The sequence below is a fragment of the Parasphingopyxis marina genome, assembly GCF_014237875.1.
GTDB classification, from domain to species: domain Bacteria; phylum Pseudomonadota; class Alphaproteobacteria; order Sphingomonadales; family Sphingomonadaceae; genus Parasphingopyxis; species Parasphingopyxis marina.
On sequence record NZ_JACJVJ010000001.1, the window covers coordinates 1,253,250 to 1,268,501 of the forward strand.

Genomic DNA, 15,252 nt, shown 5'->3' on the forward strand with positions numbered 1-15,252 from the left:
GGGCGGGGGGCTGGATATTCTTGATTATTCGGCAGCTTCGGGAAGCGCGTCGGGATCGTCTTCGGCGTCGTCGACGATCGACTTGAGGTCGACGCTCAGGCCCAGCGAGCGCATTTCCTTGACGAGCACGTTGAAGCTCTCCGGAATGCCCGCCTCGAAGGTATCGTCGCCCTTGACGATCGCTTCGTAGACCTTGGTGCGGCCGACCACGTCATCCGATTTCACCGTCAGCATTTCCTGCAGCGTATAGGCGGCGCCGTATGCCTGGAGCGCCCAGACCTCCATCTCGCCGAAACGCTGTCCGCCGAACTGCGCCTTACCGCCCAGCGGCTGCTGGGTGACCAGGCTGTACGGGCCGATCGAGCGGGCGTGAATCTTGTCGTCCACAAGGTGATGCAGTTTGAGCATGTAGATATAGCCCACCGTCACCTTGCGATCGAACTTGTCGCCCGTGCGCCCGTCGTAAAGATCGACCTGGCCGCTGGTGTCGAGCCCGGCGAGTTTCAGCATTTCGGTCACGTCGGGCTCGCGGGCGCCGTCGAATACCGGCGTGCCCATCGGCACGCCGTTGGTCAGTCGGCCCGCCATTTCGATGAGACCCTCATCCTCGATCGAAGCAATCGCTTCGTGATAGGGATCGCCATAGGCGGTTTTCATCGCATCGCGCACCGCGGTGGGGGGCTTGCCCGCCTTGGCGTCCGGGTTGGTCTCACGCCAATCTTCGAGAGCGTCCTTGATCTGACGGCCAAGTCCGCGTGCGGCCATGCCCAGATGGGTTTCGAAGATCTGCCCCACATTCATGCGCGAGGGCACGCCCAGGGGGTTGAGTACGATATCGACCGACGTCCCGTCTTCGAGGAACGGCATGTCCTCGATCGGCAAGATTCGGCTGATAACGCCCTTGTTGCCATGGCGGCCGGCCATCTTGTCGCCCGGCTGCAGCTTGCGCTTCACCGCGACGAACACCTTGACCATCTTCAGCACACCCGGCGGCAGTTCGTCGCCGCGTTCGAGCTTTTCGCGCCGATCTTCGAACTTCGCTTCGATTTTTTCAGCCGCTTCGTCATATTGCTGACGAACCAGTTCGAGCTCGGACTGACGCTTGTCGTTCTGGACCGCGAACTGCCACCATTCATGCTTCTCGACCTCGTCGAGCATCGCGGCGGTGATCTTCGAGCCTTTCTTGACGCCCTTGGGAGCTGCCGTCGCCGTGTGGGCGGTCAGCATTTCCTTGAGTCGGCCATAGGTGGCGCGGTTCAGGATGGCGCGTTCATCGTCGGCATCCTTGCGGAGGCGTTCGATTTCCTCGCGCTCGATCGCCATGGCGCGTTCGTCCTTGTCGATGCCGTGGCGGTTGAACACCCGTACCTCGACGACCGTACCGGCAACGCCCGGCGGCAGCCGGAGCGAGGTGTCGCGCACGTCGCTGGCCTTTTCGCCGAAGATCGCGCGGAGAAGCTTCTCTTCCGGCGTCATCGGGCTTTCGCCCTTCGGCGTGATCTTGCCGCACAGGATATCGCCCGGATGCACTTCGGCGCCGATATAGACGATGCCCGCTTCGTCGAGGTTGCGCAGGGCTTCCTCACCGACGTTAGGAATGTCGCGGGTGATGTCTTCGGGGCCCAGCTTCGTGTCGCGCGCCATGACTTCGAATTCCTCGATATGGATCGAGGTGAATTCGTCGTCCTTCACGATGCGCTCGGAGATGAGGATCGAATCCTCGTAATTATATCCGTTCCACGGCATGAACGCGACGAGCGTGTTCTTGCCGAGCGCCAGTTCGCCATATTCGGTGGACGGGCCATCCGCGAGGACGTCGCCGGCCTCGATATTCTCACCGACCTTCACCAGCGGACGCTGGTTGATGCAGGTATTCTGGTTCGAGCGCTGGAACTTCATCAGCGTGTAGATATCGACGCCGCTTTCATTGGCTTCGACATCGCCCGAGGCGCGGATAACGATACGCGTGGCGTCCACCTGGTCGACGATCCCGGATCGCCGTGCGACGACCGCGGCACCGGAATCCCGGGCGACGGTCGCTTCCATGCCGGTGCCGACGAGCGGCGCTTCGGCCTTTACCAGCGGCACGGCCTGGCGTTGCATGTTCGAACCCATGAGCGCGCGGTTGGCGTCATCATTTTCCAGGAACGGGATCAGCGAGGCCGCGACCGAAACGAGCTGTTTCGGCGAAACGTCCATCAGAGTGATCTGTTCGCGCGGCGCCATCAGGAATTCGCCGGCTTCGCGCGAGGAGACGATTTCCTCGACGAATCCGCCCTTGGCATCGAGCTCGGCATTGGCCTGCGCGACGGTGTGCTTCTGCTCTTCCATCGCGGAGAGATAGACGACCTCGTCGGTCACCTTGCCGTCGATCACCTTGCGATAAGGCGTTTCGATAAAGCCGTATTTGTTTACCCGGCTGAAAGAGGCGAGCGAATTGATAAGGCCGATATTCGGGCCTTCGGGCGTCTCGATCGGGCAAATCCGGCCATAATGGGTCGGGTGAACGTCGCGGACTTCGAAGCCGGCACGCTCACGGGTGAGGCCGCCGGGCCCAAGCGCCGACACGCGGCGTTTGTGGGTGACTTCGGACAGCGGGTTGGTCTGATCCATGAACTGCGAGAGCTGCGACGATCCGAAAAATTCGCGAACCGCGGCAACCGCCGGCTTCGCATTGATGAGATCGTTCGGCATCACGGTCGATACATCGACCGAGCTCATGCGTTCCTTGACCGCGCGCTCCATGCGGAGAAGGCCGACGCGATACTGGTTTTCCAACAGTTCGCCGACCGAGCGGACCCGGCGGTTGGCGAGATTGTCGACATCGTCGACTTCGCCCTTGCCGTCTTTCAGGTCTACCAGTTCCTGAACAACCGCAAGAATGTCTTCCTTGCGCAAGGTCGTCAGGTCTTCGGGCGCGTCGAGATCGAGGCGCATGTTGAGCTTCCAGCGGCCAACGCCAGAAAGGTCATAGCGCTCGGGGTCGAAGAACAGGCCCTCGAACAGCGCATCGGCGGTTTCGCGCGTCGGCGGTTCGCCGGGGCGCATGACGCGATAGATATCGGCCAGCGCCTGGTCGGTATCCTCGGCCTTGTCCGCAATCAATGTGTTGCGGATCCACGGGCCGGTCGTGACATGATCGATGTCGAGAAGCACCAGCTCGTTGATCTTGGCATTGTCGAGGCGCTCGAGATTTTCTTCCGAAACCTCGTCGCCCGCCTCGATATAAATCTCGCCGGTCTTCTCGTTGATCAGATCGAACGCATTGTAGCGGCCGAAGATTTCCTCGGTCGGGATGAGAAGCGTCTTGAGCCCGTCGGCCTCGGCCTTGTTGGCGGCGCGCGGCGTAATCTTGGTGCCGGCCGGGAACACGACTTCGCCCGATTTGCCGTCGACCATGTCGAAGGTCGGTTTCAGGCCGCGCCAGGCATCGGCGACGAACGGAATTTCCCAGCCGTCCTTGGCACGCTTGTAGGTGACGGTCTCGTAGAATTGCTGGAGGATTTCCTCGGTCGTAAGGCCGAGCGCATGAAGTAGCGCCGTAACCGGCAATTTCCGCTTACGGTCGATACGGACGTTGACGATGTCCTTGGCGTCGAATTCGAAATCGAGCCACGAGCCGCGATAGGGGATGACCCGGGCAGCGAAGAGATATTTTCCCGAAGCGTGCGTTTTGCCCCGGTCATGATCGAACAGCACACCGGGCGAACGGTGCATCTGCGACACGATCACGCGCTCGGTGCCATTGATGAGGAAGGTGCCGTTCTCGGTCATGAGCGGCATGTCGCCCATATAAACGTCCTGCTCCTTGATATCGAGGACGGAGCGGGTTTCGGTGTCGGGATCGACCTCGAAAACGATCAGGCGCAAGGTAACGCGCATCGGCGCGGCATAGGTGATCCCGCGCTGGCGGCATTCTTCGGTATCATATTTCGGATGCTCGAGTTCATAGTGCACAAAATCGAGCTCGGCGGTGCCGGCGAAATCGCGGATCGGGAAAACCGAGCGGAGCGTCTTCTCCAACCCCGAGACATAGTCGATCTCGGGCTGGGAGCGCAGGAACTGCTCATAGCTTTCGCGCTGAACCTCGATGAGGTTCGGCATTTCGATCACTTCGTGAATATCGCCGAAAATTTTGCGAATGCGTTTGGTGCGGGCTTCGGTAACCGCTTTCGACTTGGTCGCCATGGAGTGTTTTGCCTCGATCTGTATCGAATCGCTTCGAATTGTCAGGGGCGCGAAAACGACAAAAAGCCGCAAGACTCCCTGTCCTCGAAACCGGGGAATCCGCAGCTTTCAGCGTCTATGAAACCGTCCCGATCCATTCCTTTGATGCGGCGCGCAAATTCGCATCATTGCTCGAAAGGTGACGGTGTTGACGGGGATATAGGGACGAAGGGGGGGCGTGTCAAAGGGGCCGGAGCGGGACAGGACCGATTTTCGGCTTCGGCCAAGGGCTAAAGCCGAGAGCGGGGCCGGCACCCCACTTGTTCACATAATTGGCCAGTAAGATGAATATTGTCGGTTCGTCGGTACCCGCACACCGCCGGACCCGGAATCCGCAACCTTCCATAAACCTTTTCTGCGGCCGTCGGTTGGAAAGGCTGTTATGAAAAACAAACCCCACCCCGTCCGCCCCGCCATGGCAGTGATTGCAACCGTCATCGCGGCCACCTCAACCCCTCTTGTAGCCCAGGATTCGATGTTTTCCGATCCGGTTGCGCCGCCACCTATCGTGGCGCCGCCCGAACTCGCCCCTGCGCCGACGACATCGGCGCCGGTAGAATCCCCGGCGCCGGTCCAGATGCCGACTTCTCAGGTACCGACGACGCCGGTCATAGCCCCCGCAAGGCCGCCGGTCGCCGCGAACCGGCCGATACCAGGCGCGCCGCCCGAGCGTCAGGCTGCTCCTGCAGCCTCGGCCGAAACGGCGACGCCGCCCGAACCGGCGCGTACGGCCAGTCGCCAACCGGCTCGCGAGCCAGCCGCCGCGATTCCTGAGGAGCAGGCCGCGCGCGAATTAACCGGCTCCAAGGCCTTCGATGAGTTGAAGGCCGAAGAAACTGCGGCAATGCAAACTGTTCCGCCGTTGCCGGTTCAGCCGCTCCCCGTAGACGAAGGCGCCGCCCAAAATGCAGACCGGGGCATCGACGCCGAGATAATCCTTGCCGGACTGGCGGGCCTGCTCGGCATCGGCGCGATCGGGGGCGCAATTGCCCTTGGCCGGCGCCGGAAATCCCGCACGGCCGGTGACGACCGTCCTCCGGTTGCTGCCAAACCGCTAGTTTCGCGCGAGCCGGCCCTTTCGGAACCCGCACGTGTCGAGCCTGTTCATGCCGAGCCGGAGGTCGTGGCGCCCACAGCGACGCGTCGCCGGAGGCCCAGCGAGAGCCGCAGGGTCGCCATGGCGCCCGCATCGTCGCTTGCCGATCGGATCGATTACAGCAAACCCGCGGGCTATTATGCGTCCACGGTGGATGACGGCCCAACAGCAATCAATCCGTTTCTCACCCGCAAGTATCGGCTGCGCCGCGCGCATTTCCTCGATCGTCAGCTGAGCCGCGCAGGCGGCCAGCGTCGGGAGAGACCGGCCGTCCGCAATATGGTGCGTGAACTCGAGCCGGCCTAGGCCAGGCGGCGCATCATCCATTGCGCCATTAGAAAAGGGGCGGCTCCTTGCGGAACCGCCCCTTCGCTTTTCCGGATCGGAAAAGACCGACTATTTGAGTTCGACGGTACCGCCGGCCTCTTCGATCTTGCCCTTGATCTCTTCGGCTTCCGCCTTGTTGACGCCTTCCTTGATCGGCTTGGGCGCACCTTCGACGAGCGCTTTGGCTTCGCCGAGGCCGAGGCCGGTGATGGCACGGACTTCCTTGATCACCTGGATCTTCTTGCCGCCGTCGCCGGTCAGGATGACGTCGAATTCGTCCTTTTCTTCGACCGCAGCAGCTTCGCCGCCGCCGCCAGCCGCAGGCGCAGCCGCGACAGCCGCCGCGGCCGAAACGCCCCATTTGTCTTCAAGCATGGTCGCCAGTTCGGCGGCCTCGAGAACGGTCAGCTCCGAAAGGCTGTCCACGAGTTTTGCAAGATCTGCCATTTGTAAGTCTCCAAATCGGGGCCGCGGCCCCCTTCAATTCAGTGTTGAGCCAAAACGAAAATCAGGCGGCTTCCGACGCGCCATAGGCGCCGAAAACACGGGCAAGCTTGGATGCCGGCGCGTTGGCGAGCTGGGCGACCTTGGTCGCGGGCGCATTGAGCAGACCCACAATCTTGGCACGCAGTTCGTCGAGCGACGGCAGTTCTGCCAGAGCCTTCACGCCGGCAATGTCGAGGACGGTATCGCCCATCGCGCCGCCGACGATTTCGAGCCGGTCATTCGCCTTGGCGAAATCGGCAACCACTTTCGTGGCTGCTACCGGATCGTCCGACCAGGCCATAGCCGTCGGCCCCGTGAACAGGTCACTGATGGGGCTGTAGGGCGTGTCCTCGATCGCAAGCTTGGCAAGCCTGTTTTTCGCTACTTTGAAGCTGGCACCGGCTTCGCGCATCTTCATCCTCAGCTCGCCGGATTGGGCGACCGTGAGGCCGAGATTGCGGGTGATGACAATCACTCCGGCCTCGGTGAAGGTGCGGTTCAGTTCGGCAACCGCCTCGGTCTTCTGAGCTCGATTCATATCGCAACTCCTTCATAGGCTCGCGGATTGCTCCGCCAGCCAAACGTCAGGAACCTTGGCGATAAACGCCGCAGATCCATTCACAATGTCCGAGGGGTCGGTTGCCTGATGCGCCATCGGTGCAACAGACCGGGCCTCCATCGCACGGGATGGCCCGTCAAAAACTTTCCCCGTCTTGGCTGGAAATTAAGACGGCCATATTGCCATCACCAACTGTCTCGGACGGTACTCCGCCGCGGACGATGTCCGCGATCGGAAGAGGGCGCTGATAGCGATAGCGGACGAAATGTCAATCGGGGAGGGGGCTTCAGGCCGCCCGGTCCTGCAGATACTGCCAGACCGATGCGATGACGACCGATCCTTCGCCGACCGCCGATGCGACGCGTTTCATCGATCCGGAGCGGACGTCGCCGACCGCGAAGATCCCCTCCGCGCTCGTTTCGAACGGCGAATCCCTGCCGATGTCGCGGCCGGACAGCACGAAGCCCTTGGCGTCGAGTTCCACCAGCCCGCACAGCCAGCCGGTATTGGGCGCCGCCCCTATCATTACGAACAGCGCGTTGGTCGCGATCCTCTGACGGCCCTGCGGGCCCTCAATTTCCACCTCTTCGAGTTGGGCGTCGCCCGACAGCGCGCTCGCGCGGGACCCATAATGGACGGTAATCGCCGGGTTGGCGTCCAGCCGGTGCGATAAATAAGCCGACATCGAGGCTGCAAGGCTGTCGCCGCGCACGAGCAGATGGACGTGCCGGGCGACGCGCGAAAGATACATGGCCGCCTGGCCGGCCGAATTGCCGCCGCCGATGACGACGGCCTCGGTTTCATGGCAGAAGCGCGCTTCCATCTCGGTCGCCGCATAGAAAATGCCGGCGCCCTCGAATTCCTCGAACCGGTCGATCGGAAGCGTGCGGTACTGGACCCCGGTCGCGATCAGCAGCGCCCGGGCGCAAACTTCCTCGCCATCGTTAAGGGTCGTGCAGAACAGTCCGTCATCCCGCCGTTCGAGCCGCTCGGCGCGGCGTGGCATCGCGAAGCGGGTGCCAAATTTCAGTGCCTGGATTTCGCCCCGGTACACGAGATCGGCCCCCGAAATGCCAGTCGGGAATCCCATATAATTCTCGATCCGGCTGGATGTCCCGGCCTGGCCGCCGATCGCCAGATCCTCGACGACGAGCGCGCATAGGCCTTCGGCCCCGGCATAGACACCGGCCGCAACGCCGGCCGGGCCGCCCCCCACGATCAGCAGGTCGAATATCTGCTCGTCGCATATCTGCAGATCGAGCCCGAGCAGGGTTGCAATCTTGCGGGGGGTTGGATCATCGATGACGATGGTGGAATCGAAGATCACCGAGGGCCTGTGCGCGGCGACGGTGCACAGGCGCGAACTTTCGGTGTCGGTCGCGTCGAGATCGTAGGACCGGAAAGGGATGCGGTTGCGGCTCAGGAAGCTCTCGCAGCGCTGTACGGCGGGATCGCGGTCGGCGCCGACCAGCTTGATCGAACTGCGCGCTTCCTCGAAAATACGCCGCCTGCGGGCCGCGAACACCGTGATGACATGGTCGGAAAGCTCGGGAATTTTCGCCATCAAAGCGAGCATCGCGGTGCGCGGCGCCTCGATCGTCCGGGTCGGTTTCCTGGCGCGCATCGCAAGCACCATGGTCCCGGCATTGAGAAAGGCGAGGTCGCCGAGAAACTGGGTTGGGCCGAGCGTCGTATCGAACACCGGGCCGTCGGTCTGGGGGTCGACGACTTCGATCTCGCCGTCGAGAATATAGACGAACCGATCGAGCGGGTCGCCGACCGCGGCGACGATATCGCCCGTCTCATAGGTGCGAATAGCGCCGATCTCGTGGATCGCGGTCACGTGATCCTCGGCAAGCGGTACGCGCCGCATCGTCTTCAGGTCGTCACCGAAATTTTCCACGACGAATCTCCCACCGGGGCAATTTGTCCTTACGCTTTCCGAAACCCGCCCGCGATGGGGATATTTCAAGTTTGCGATTGGCCGAGCGGCGTACGAAAAAGGGGAGGCCGGACGATCGTCCGGCCTCCCCGAATATTCGGCTCGGGATTCGGAAAGCGCGTTAGGAGCCGACTTCCGAAATATCGACCTTCACGCCGGGGCCCATGGTCGAGCTGACGGCGATCTTCTGGACATATTTGCCCTTCGCACCCGACGGTTTGGCCTTGACGATCGCGTCGACAAAGGCGTCGAAATTCTTTTTGAGATCGGCTTCGGAGAAGCTCGCCTTGCCGATCGTCGAATGGACGATGCCAGCCTTTTCGGCGCGGAATTCGACCTGGCCGCCCTTGGCATCCTTGACCGCTTGGCCAACGTCCGGGGTGACGGTGCCGAGCTTCGGATTCGGCATCAAGCCCTTGGGACCGAGCACCTTGCCGAGCCGGCCGACGACACCCATCATGTCCGGCGTCGCGATGACGCGGTCATAGTTGAGATCGCCGCCCTGCATCGCTTCCATAAGGTCGTCGGCGCCAACGATGTCGGCTCCGGCTGCCTTGGCCTCGTCGGCTTTGGCGTCCTTCGCGAATACGGCGACGCGGACATTCTTGCCGGTGCCCGAAGGCAGCGAGACGACACCGCGGACCATCTGGTCCGCATGGCGCGGATCGACGGCAAGGTTCATCGCGATTTCGATGGTCTCATCGAATTTCGACGTGGCGTTCGCCTTGACGATCTTCAGCGCCTCATCCGACGAATGCATGGCTTCGCGGTCGACATTTTCGATCTGCGCTTTGCGCTTCTTTGACATCTGCACCATGATTTAGCCCTCCACCACTTCAAGGCCCATCGAAACGGCAGAGCCCTCGATGATGCGGGTTGCGGCGTCGATATCGTTCGCGTTCAGGTCGGCCATCTTGGTTTCCGCGATTTCCGCAAGCTGCGAGCGCTTGATCTGGCCGACGATCTGGGTGCCGACTGTGCTCGCGCCCTTTTTGAGCTTGGCGGCCTTTTTCAGCAAATAGCTGGCCGGCGGCGTCTTGGTGATGAAGGTAAAGCTGCGATCCGCATAGACCGTGATCTTGGTCGGGATCGGTGCGCCTTGCTCGAGCTGCTGCGTCTGGGCGTTGAACGCCTTGCAGAAGTCCATGATGTTCACGCCGCGCTGGCCCAATGCGGGCCCGAGGGGCGGCGAAGGGTTGGCCTGGCCTGCAGGGACCTGCAGGTTGATATAGCCATCAATCTTCTTTGCCATAGTTTCTGTTCACTCCATTCAAAGTTTAGCGGTCCAAACGGCAGTGGCTCTGCCTCCCGCATATTTCCCGGCTCATGCCGGAAATCCGTAAATCGCTATTTGACCAGTTCGACCTGCTCGAATTCCAGTTCGACCGGCGTTGCGCGGCCGAAGATCGAAACCGATACCTTCACGCGGGCGCGATCGAAATCGAGTTCCTCGACGGTACCGTTGAAGCTCGCAAACGGGCCGTCCAGCACCTTGATCTGGTCGCCAATCTCGTAATCGACATTGATCTTCTGCTTGGGGGCCGAGGCCGCTTCCTCCTTGGTGTTGAGGATGCGCGCGGCTTCGGCCTCGCTGATCGGCTGCGGCTTGCCGCTCGAACCCAGAAAGCCGGTCACCTTGGGCGTGTTCTTGACGAGGTGATAGACATCGTCGGTCATGTGGAGCTTGGCGAGGACGTAACCGGGGAAGAATTTCCGCTCGGTTTGCACCTTCTTGCCGCGCTTGACCTCGGTCACTTCCTCGGTCGGCACCTCGACTTCCTCGACGAGCTGCTCGAGGCCCATCCGCGCGGCTTCGGCCAGGATCGAATCCCGGACCTTGTTCTCGAAGCCCGAATAGGCATGAATGATGTACCAGCGCAACATGCTGTGAAATCCCCAGAAATTGCCTAGCTGACGAGGCCGATAAGGAAGCGGACGATCATGCTGAAGAACGAATCCACACCCAGAAAGAACATCGCCAGGATCGAGGTCATGATGATCACGAGGATACCCGTCTGGATCGTTTCCTGACGCGTCGGCCAGACGACTTTGGACGTCTCGGCGCGCACCTGCCGCATAAACTCGCCCGGATTGACCTTCGCCACGTCCTAATCCCCAACAATACCCCGAAGGGCCAAAACCAAAAACAGCCACACGCCGCCATCGGCCCTTTCGGCCGACACCGGCGTGAGCATTAAACTCTATCTCGGACCCGCAAGCCGTCCTTTCAAGACGTGCCTGCCGGACCAACTCGGGGCCGGATGGCAGGAGCGGAGGGACTCGAACCCACGGCCCTCGGTTTTGGAGACCGATGCTCTACCAACTGAGCTACACTCCTCCGAGTCCGAGATGGGCGCGTTTAACGGGCGGGGCAGGGGTATGCAAGGGGCAACTCGCCGGATTTCCCCGGCGGTCCGCTGCGCTTACGCAGCGGCTTCGTCACGCGGATCGCCGATAAGGGTGTGGACCTCGCTGGCGGACATCGGCCGGTCGACGAAATAGCCCTGCACCTGGGCACAACCCAGCCGTTCGGCGAGCTTGAACTGCTGGTCATTCTCCACGCCTTCGGCGATCGTGGCGATGCCGAGGCTGTCCGCCATGGCGATCACGGCCCGAATGACGGCAATGCTGGTTTTCGATCCGCTCTCGGCGTTGCGGATGAAGCTCTTGTCGATCTTGATCGAGCTGAAGCGGGTGCGGCCGATAAAGCCCAGCGTCGAATAGCCGGTGCCGAAATCGTCGAGCGCGACGGTCACACCGAGCCCGCGCAGCTGTTCGAAGGTCTTGATCGGCTGATCGCTATCGTTGCTGAGGATCGCCTCGGTGGTCTCGACCTCGAGCCGGTGCGGTGCCAATCCCGATTGCGAGAGGGCGGAGACGATCGCCGTGCAGAGCCGCGGATTGCGAAGCTGGCCGGAGGAAAGGTTGACGGCAAGGCGATAATTTTCGGGCCAGGTAACGGCTTCCGCGCAGGCGTTGCGAAACACCCATTCGCCGATCGGATCGATCAGCCGGGTTTCTTCGGCGATCGGGATGAATTTTTCGGGCGGGACTTCGCCCAGCTCCGCGCTCGTCCAGCGCAGCAATGCCTCAAAGCCGGCTATCTCCTTGGATGCCAGGGTAACCACCGGCTGATAGACGAGATGCAGTTCGCCATTTTCGAGGGCCTGGCGGAGCGCGCTTTCGATGGCGCGGCGTTCCTCGGCCTTTTGCAGCATCGCCGGTTCATAGGCGTAGTGCACGCCGCGACCGCTTTCCTTGGACTTGTAAAGGGCAAGGTCGGCGTTGCGTAGCAGCGTGGAAGCCGTGCGGCCATCCTTCGGATACATTGCCGATCCGATGCTGGCGCCGATATGCAGGATATGGTCGGCGACATGATAGGGCGCGGACAAGGCGACGATGATTTCGCGGGCGCGGCGATCGAGATCGGTCGCGGAGGCGCTATCGGCGATGATCATCGCGAACTCGTCGCCACCCAGCCGCCCGCATTTGTCGCCGGGCGCCAATATGCCTTCGAGGCGCTTGGCGACCTGTTCGAGCAGCTTGTCCCCGATCGGGTGTCCCAGCGTGTCGTTGACCGACTTGAACCGGTCGAGATCGATCATCAGAAAGGCGCAATAGACATTGGCCTCGGCCGACCGGACGATGCGGTCGCGCAGCAGTTCGTTGGAATAGGCGCGATTGGGCAAGCCGGTCAGCGTATCGAAATGGGCCATGCGATGGGTGCGCCGCTCGACGGCCTGGCGATCGGTCACATCGGATATAACGCCGCGATAGCCGATCACATGGCGGTCGCCGCGCAAACGCGGGGTGCCCGATATCTTCCACCAGCGCTGGACGCCGGCAACGCTGACGGGAAGGGCGCGTTCGCTGAATGTGCGGCCCCGCTGGATAGCGTCGATAAGGGCCCGGACATCCTCGCTGACATCGCCATTTTCCCATTCGGGCCCGGCCAGCAACCGGAAGAATGGCATTCCGTCGAGCAGCTCGGGGTCCATCGCAGCGGCCATCGCGAAGCGGGGAGAGGGATCGGTGATGCATTTGCGGGAGTCGATCTGCCAGATCCAGTCGCTGGTCGTCGCGTCCTCTTGGCGCAGCAGAAGATTGACCATGTCGCGCTGCTCGTCGAGCGTGATGTCGTTTCGCAGCCGGGTGATGACGGCGCGACCGTTGGTCAGGATCGTATAGGCGAGGCAGAGCGTGTAGGAGACGGTGAGCGCCGACAAAAGGATGAAGCCCAGACGGAAGAGCATGAAGGAGAGGCTGAGCCCGATCAGCGTGCTCAGGACCATGCCGGCGAGCGGTACGGCGGTCAGCATCAGTGCAGCCGCGCCCATCAGGGCAAGGCTGAAGGCGGCGATGGTCAGTATCTGCTCGAGATTGCCATATTGGGCGTAGAATAAAGGCGGCACCGACCAGAAAAAGCCGAGGATTGCGCAGTTGGTTGCGGCGCGCATCAGATCGGCGCGGCGTGCGCCGCCTTCACGCGCGAGATTGTGCGCGCGGGCGGAGAAGATCGAGATCGTGGTGGCGATAAGGAGGACGAGCCACGCGAGCATCAGGGATCGCGGCACGGTTCCCCAGAACTGGATGAAGGCAGAGATGGTGGCGAGCAGGACGGCGGCCATCGGCAGCAGCGAATTGCCGCTGAGCTCGCGCAACTGCGCGGCCCGGACGAGCTTCCACTCGCCGTCCTTGGGTTCTCGCAAACCAAGAATTTCCAGCCAGCTTAACTGGTTGGTGTCCATACCCGCCATTACCTTCCCTCTTGGCAAATTAGGGTATGGTGAAAGCGTTTCGGAAGTCCGGAACAGCGCGGTTAATCGGTATTTTACCCTGAAACGGGCGCAGACGGGGTCAGGCCGCGATGGCGTAGGGCTGGATCTCACCCGATAGATAAAGATTCCGCGCTTTTGCGCGGCTCAGCTTGCCCGAACTGGTGCGCGGCAGGGTCCGCGGCGGCACGAGTTCGACCACGCAATTCATGCCCGTAATGGAGCGAACCTTGTCGCGGATCAGGCCGTGAAGTCTTGCGCGTTCGTTAACGTCGCTTGTTCTGCACTGCACAAGAACAGCCGGTGTTTCTTCGCCACCAGCAGCAGTAATTGCGAAAGCGGCGATGTCTCCCGACTTGAATCCCGGCAATTGTTCGACCGCCCATTCAATATCCTGCGGCCAGTGATTCTTGCCGTTGATTATGATCATGTCCTTGGCGCGGCCGACGACATAGAGATAACCGTCCGAAAGATAGCCCATGTCGCCCGTATCGAGCCAGCCATCGACGAGGCACGCGTCGGTTGCTTCTTGGTCTCGAAAATAGCCTTCCATGATCGCCGGGCCGTCGACCCATACCTGGCCGATCGCCTTGTCCGGAAGCGGGCTCCCATCCTCGCCTCGGATCTCGATGGTGGTGTCGCGCACCGCCTTGCCGCAATTGACGATCGCGCGGTAACGGACCGGTTCGTCGTTATCGGGGCGGGGCGCGCCCGAAAGTTCGCATTCCTCGACAAGATCGACGACGATGCCTTCGCCCGCGGGCATCAATGTGACGGCGAGCGTCGCTTCGGCCAGGCCATAGCTGGGTACGAAGCATTTGGGATCGAAGCCGGCATCGGCAAAGGCGTCCGTGAACGCCTGCATCACGTCCGGCCGGATCATGTCCGCCCCGTTGCCGGCCAGCCGCCAGCGCGACAGGTCGAACCGTTCGGCGACATTGCTCTGGCTGCCGATGCGGCGTGCGCAAATGTCATAGCCGAAGGTCGGCGAATAGCTGCAGGAGGTACCGGGGTTTCGGCTGATGAGATCGAGCCAGGCGAGCGGGCGGCGAGCGAAATCCGCCGTTTTTAGATAGTCGGTCGAAACCTGGTTCGCGACCATCGAGAGCATGCAGCCGACCAGCCCCATGTCATGATAGAAGGGCAGCCAGGATATGCAGCGATCCTCTTCACCGATCAGCATGCCGTTGGCGTGGGATCCGAGATTGTGAAGCAGCGCCTTGTGGCTGATGATTACGCCATGGGGAAAGCGGGTCGATCCGCTCGAATATTGCAGATAGCAGATATCGTCGCCCGTCGCTTCGGGGAGCGCGGTTTCGGGCGCTTCGCGCTCGGCAAAGGCTTCCCAAGCTTCGCCGGGCACGCCGCAGGCGTCGGCGGCGGCCTGGGCCATGTCGGCGATTTCTTTCGGATAGAGGAGCATCGCCGGTTCGGAGCTGTTGAGCTGCACCGCCAGCTGGTCGACATAGCCTTCCTTCCCCCCGAACGATGTCGGCAGGGGCAGGGGGACCGGCAGCGCTCCGGCATATACGGCACCGAAGAACAGCGCGCAGAATTGCGGTTCGGTATCGGCGATCAGCGCGACCCGGTCGCCCGGCATGATGCCGATCGCGATCATTCGGCGCGCGGCCATCACCGCATCTTCGCGCAGTTCCGAATAGGGATAGACGCGCGCCAGATTGCCGCGGGCGTCGTGAAAGTTGAATCCCCGTTTGCCGCTTGCCGCATAGTCGAGCGCGTCGCCCAACGTTTCGAAATCCGCATAGCGGCGCGGTAGATCGTCGTGGATCGGGGTCGGTTGCATGGTTTCGGCCATAATCGGTACTCGCCGTTCAATCCT

11 protein-coding genes and 1 tRNA gene are annotated in these 15,252 nt (G+C 61.9%); 1 reads left to right on the forward strand and 11 read right to left on the reverse strand.

Translation table 11 applies throughout. The features are described 5' to 3' along the window. Positions 1–24: 24 nt before the first annotated feature. Complete coding sequence (gene rpoB, locus H6P80_RS06190) at positions 25–4,188, reverse strand: DNA-directed RNA polymerase subunit beta (protein WP_185800431.1); 4,164 nt, start codon at positions 4,186–4,188, stop codon at positions 25–27. A 421-nt stretch (positions 4,189–4,609) separates the two neighbouring features. Here rpoB and H6P80_RS06195 point away from each other — a divergent pair, with 421 nt between their 5' ends. Further along, positions 4,610–5,629: a hypothetical protein gene (locus H6P80_RS06195; protein WP_185800432.1), complete on the forward strand. Its 1,020-nt coding sequence runs from the start codon at positions 4,610–4,612 to the stop codon at positions 5,627–5,629. A 90-nt stretch (positions 5,630–5,719) separates the two neighbouring features. Here the strand turns inward: H6P80_RS06195 and rplL are convergent, their stop codons facing one another. From rplL to H6P80_RS06245, 10 genes are all read right to left on the reverse strand, one after another. Beyond that, positions 5,720–6,097, reverse strand: a complete 378-nt coding sequence (rplL, locus tag H6P80_RS06200) for a 50S ribosomal protein L7/L12 (RefSeq protein ID WP_185800433.1) — start codon at positions 6,095–6,097, stop codon at positions 5,720–5,722. Positions 6,098–6,158: 61 nt separating this feature from the next. Continuing rightward, the gene (gene rplJ / locus H6P80_RS06205; RefSeq protein ID WP_185800434.1) at positions 6,159–6,674 is read right to left on the reverse strand and encodes a 50S ribosomal protein L10; all 516 of its coding nucleotides are present in this window, start codon (positions 6,672–6,674) and stop codon (positions 6,159–6,161) included. A 307-nt stretch (positions 6,675–6,981) separates the two neighbouring features. Continuing rightward, positions 6,982–8,598: an FAD-dependent oxidoreductase gene (locus tag H6P80_RS06210; RefSeq protein WP_185800435.1), complete on the reverse strand. Its 1,617-nt coding sequence runs from the start codon at positions 8,596–8,598 to the stop codon at positions 6,982–6,984. A gap of 160 nt (positions 8,599–8,758) precedes the next feature. After that, positions 8,759–9,454, reverse strand: coding sequence for a 50S ribosomal protein L1 (gene rplA / locus H6P80_RS06215; RefSeq protein ID WP_185800436.1), 696 nt, complete (start codon positions 9,452–9,454; stop codon positions 8,759–8,761). A gap of 3 nt (positions 9,455–9,457) precedes the next feature. Continuing rightward, complete coding sequence (gene rplK, locus H6P80_RS06220; RefSeq protein WP_185800437.1) at positions 9,458–9,889, reverse strand: 50S ribosomal protein L11; 432 nt, start codon at positions 9,887–9,889, stop codon at positions 9,458–9,460. Between the two features lie 95 nt (positions 9,890–9,984). Then, a complete protein-coding gene (gene nusG / locus H6P80_RS06225; RefSeq protein WP_185800438.1) occupies positions 9,985–10,521 on the reverse strand; it encodes a transcription termination/antitermination protein NusG in 537 nt (178 codons plus the stop codon). A gap of 23 nt (positions 10,522–10,544) precedes the next feature. Beyond that, positions 10,545–10,742, reverse strand: coding sequence for a preprotein translocase subunit SecE (gene secE, locus H6P80_RS06230; protein ID WP_185800439.1), 198 nt, complete (start codon positions 10,740–10,742; stop codon positions 10,545–10,547). A 157-nt stretch (positions 10,743–10,899) separates the two neighbouring features. Then, a tRNA-Trp gene (locus H6P80_RS06235) sits at positions 10,900–10,975 on the reverse strand. Positions 10,976–11,060: 85 nt separating this feature from the next. Then, positions 11,061–13,394: a putative bifunctional diguanylate cyclase/phosphodiesterase gene (locus tag H6P80_RS06240; RefSeq protein ID WP_185800440.1), complete on the reverse strand. Its 2,334-nt coding sequence runs from the start codon at positions 13,392–13,394 to the stop codon at positions 11,061–11,063. Positions 13,395–13,494: 100 nt separating this feature from the next. After that, positions 13,495–15,228: a fatty acyl-AMP ligase gene (locus H6P80_RS06245; RefSeq protein ID WP_235973733.1), complete on the reverse strand. Its 1,734-nt coding sequence runs from the start codon at positions 15,226–15,228 to the stop codon at positions 13,495–13,497. Positions 15,229–15,252: the final 24 nt, after the last annotated feature.

Coding starts and splice junctions, on each gene's coding strand:
- rpoB (WP_185800431.1), bottom strand. CDS start 4,188: ATGGCGACCAAGTCGAAAGCGGTTACCGAAGCCCGCACCAAACGCATT.
- H6P80_RS06195 (WP_185800432.1), top strand. CDS start 4,610: ATGAAAAACAAACCCCACCCCGTCCGCCCCGCCATGGCAGTGATTGCA.
- rplL (WP_185800433.1), bottom strand. CDS start 6,097: ATGGCAGATCTTGCAAAACTCGTGGACAGCCTTTCGGAGCTGACCGTT.
- rplJ (WP_185800434.1), bottom strand. CDS start 6,674: ATGAATCGAGCTCAGAAGACCGAGGCGGTTGCCGAACTGAACCGCACC.
- rplA (WP_185800436.1), bottom strand. CDS start 9,454: ATGGTGCAGATGTCAAAGAAGCGCAAAGCGCAGATCGAAAATGTCGAC.
- rplK (WP_185800437.1), bottom strand. CDS start 9,889: ATGGCAAAGAAGATTGATGGCTATATCAACCTGCAGGTCCCTGCAGGC.
- nusG (WP_185800438.1), bottom strand. CDS start 10,521: ATGTTGCGCTGGTACATCATTCATGCCTATTCGGGCTTCGAGAACAAG.
- H6P80_RS06240 (WP_185800440.1), bottom strand. CDS start 13,394: ATGGCGGGTATGGACACCAACCAGTTAAGCTGGCTGGAAATTCTTGGT.
- H6P80_RS06245 (WP_235973733.1), bottom strand. CDS start 15,228: ATGGCCGAAACCATGCAACCGACCCCGATCCACGACGATCTACCGCGC.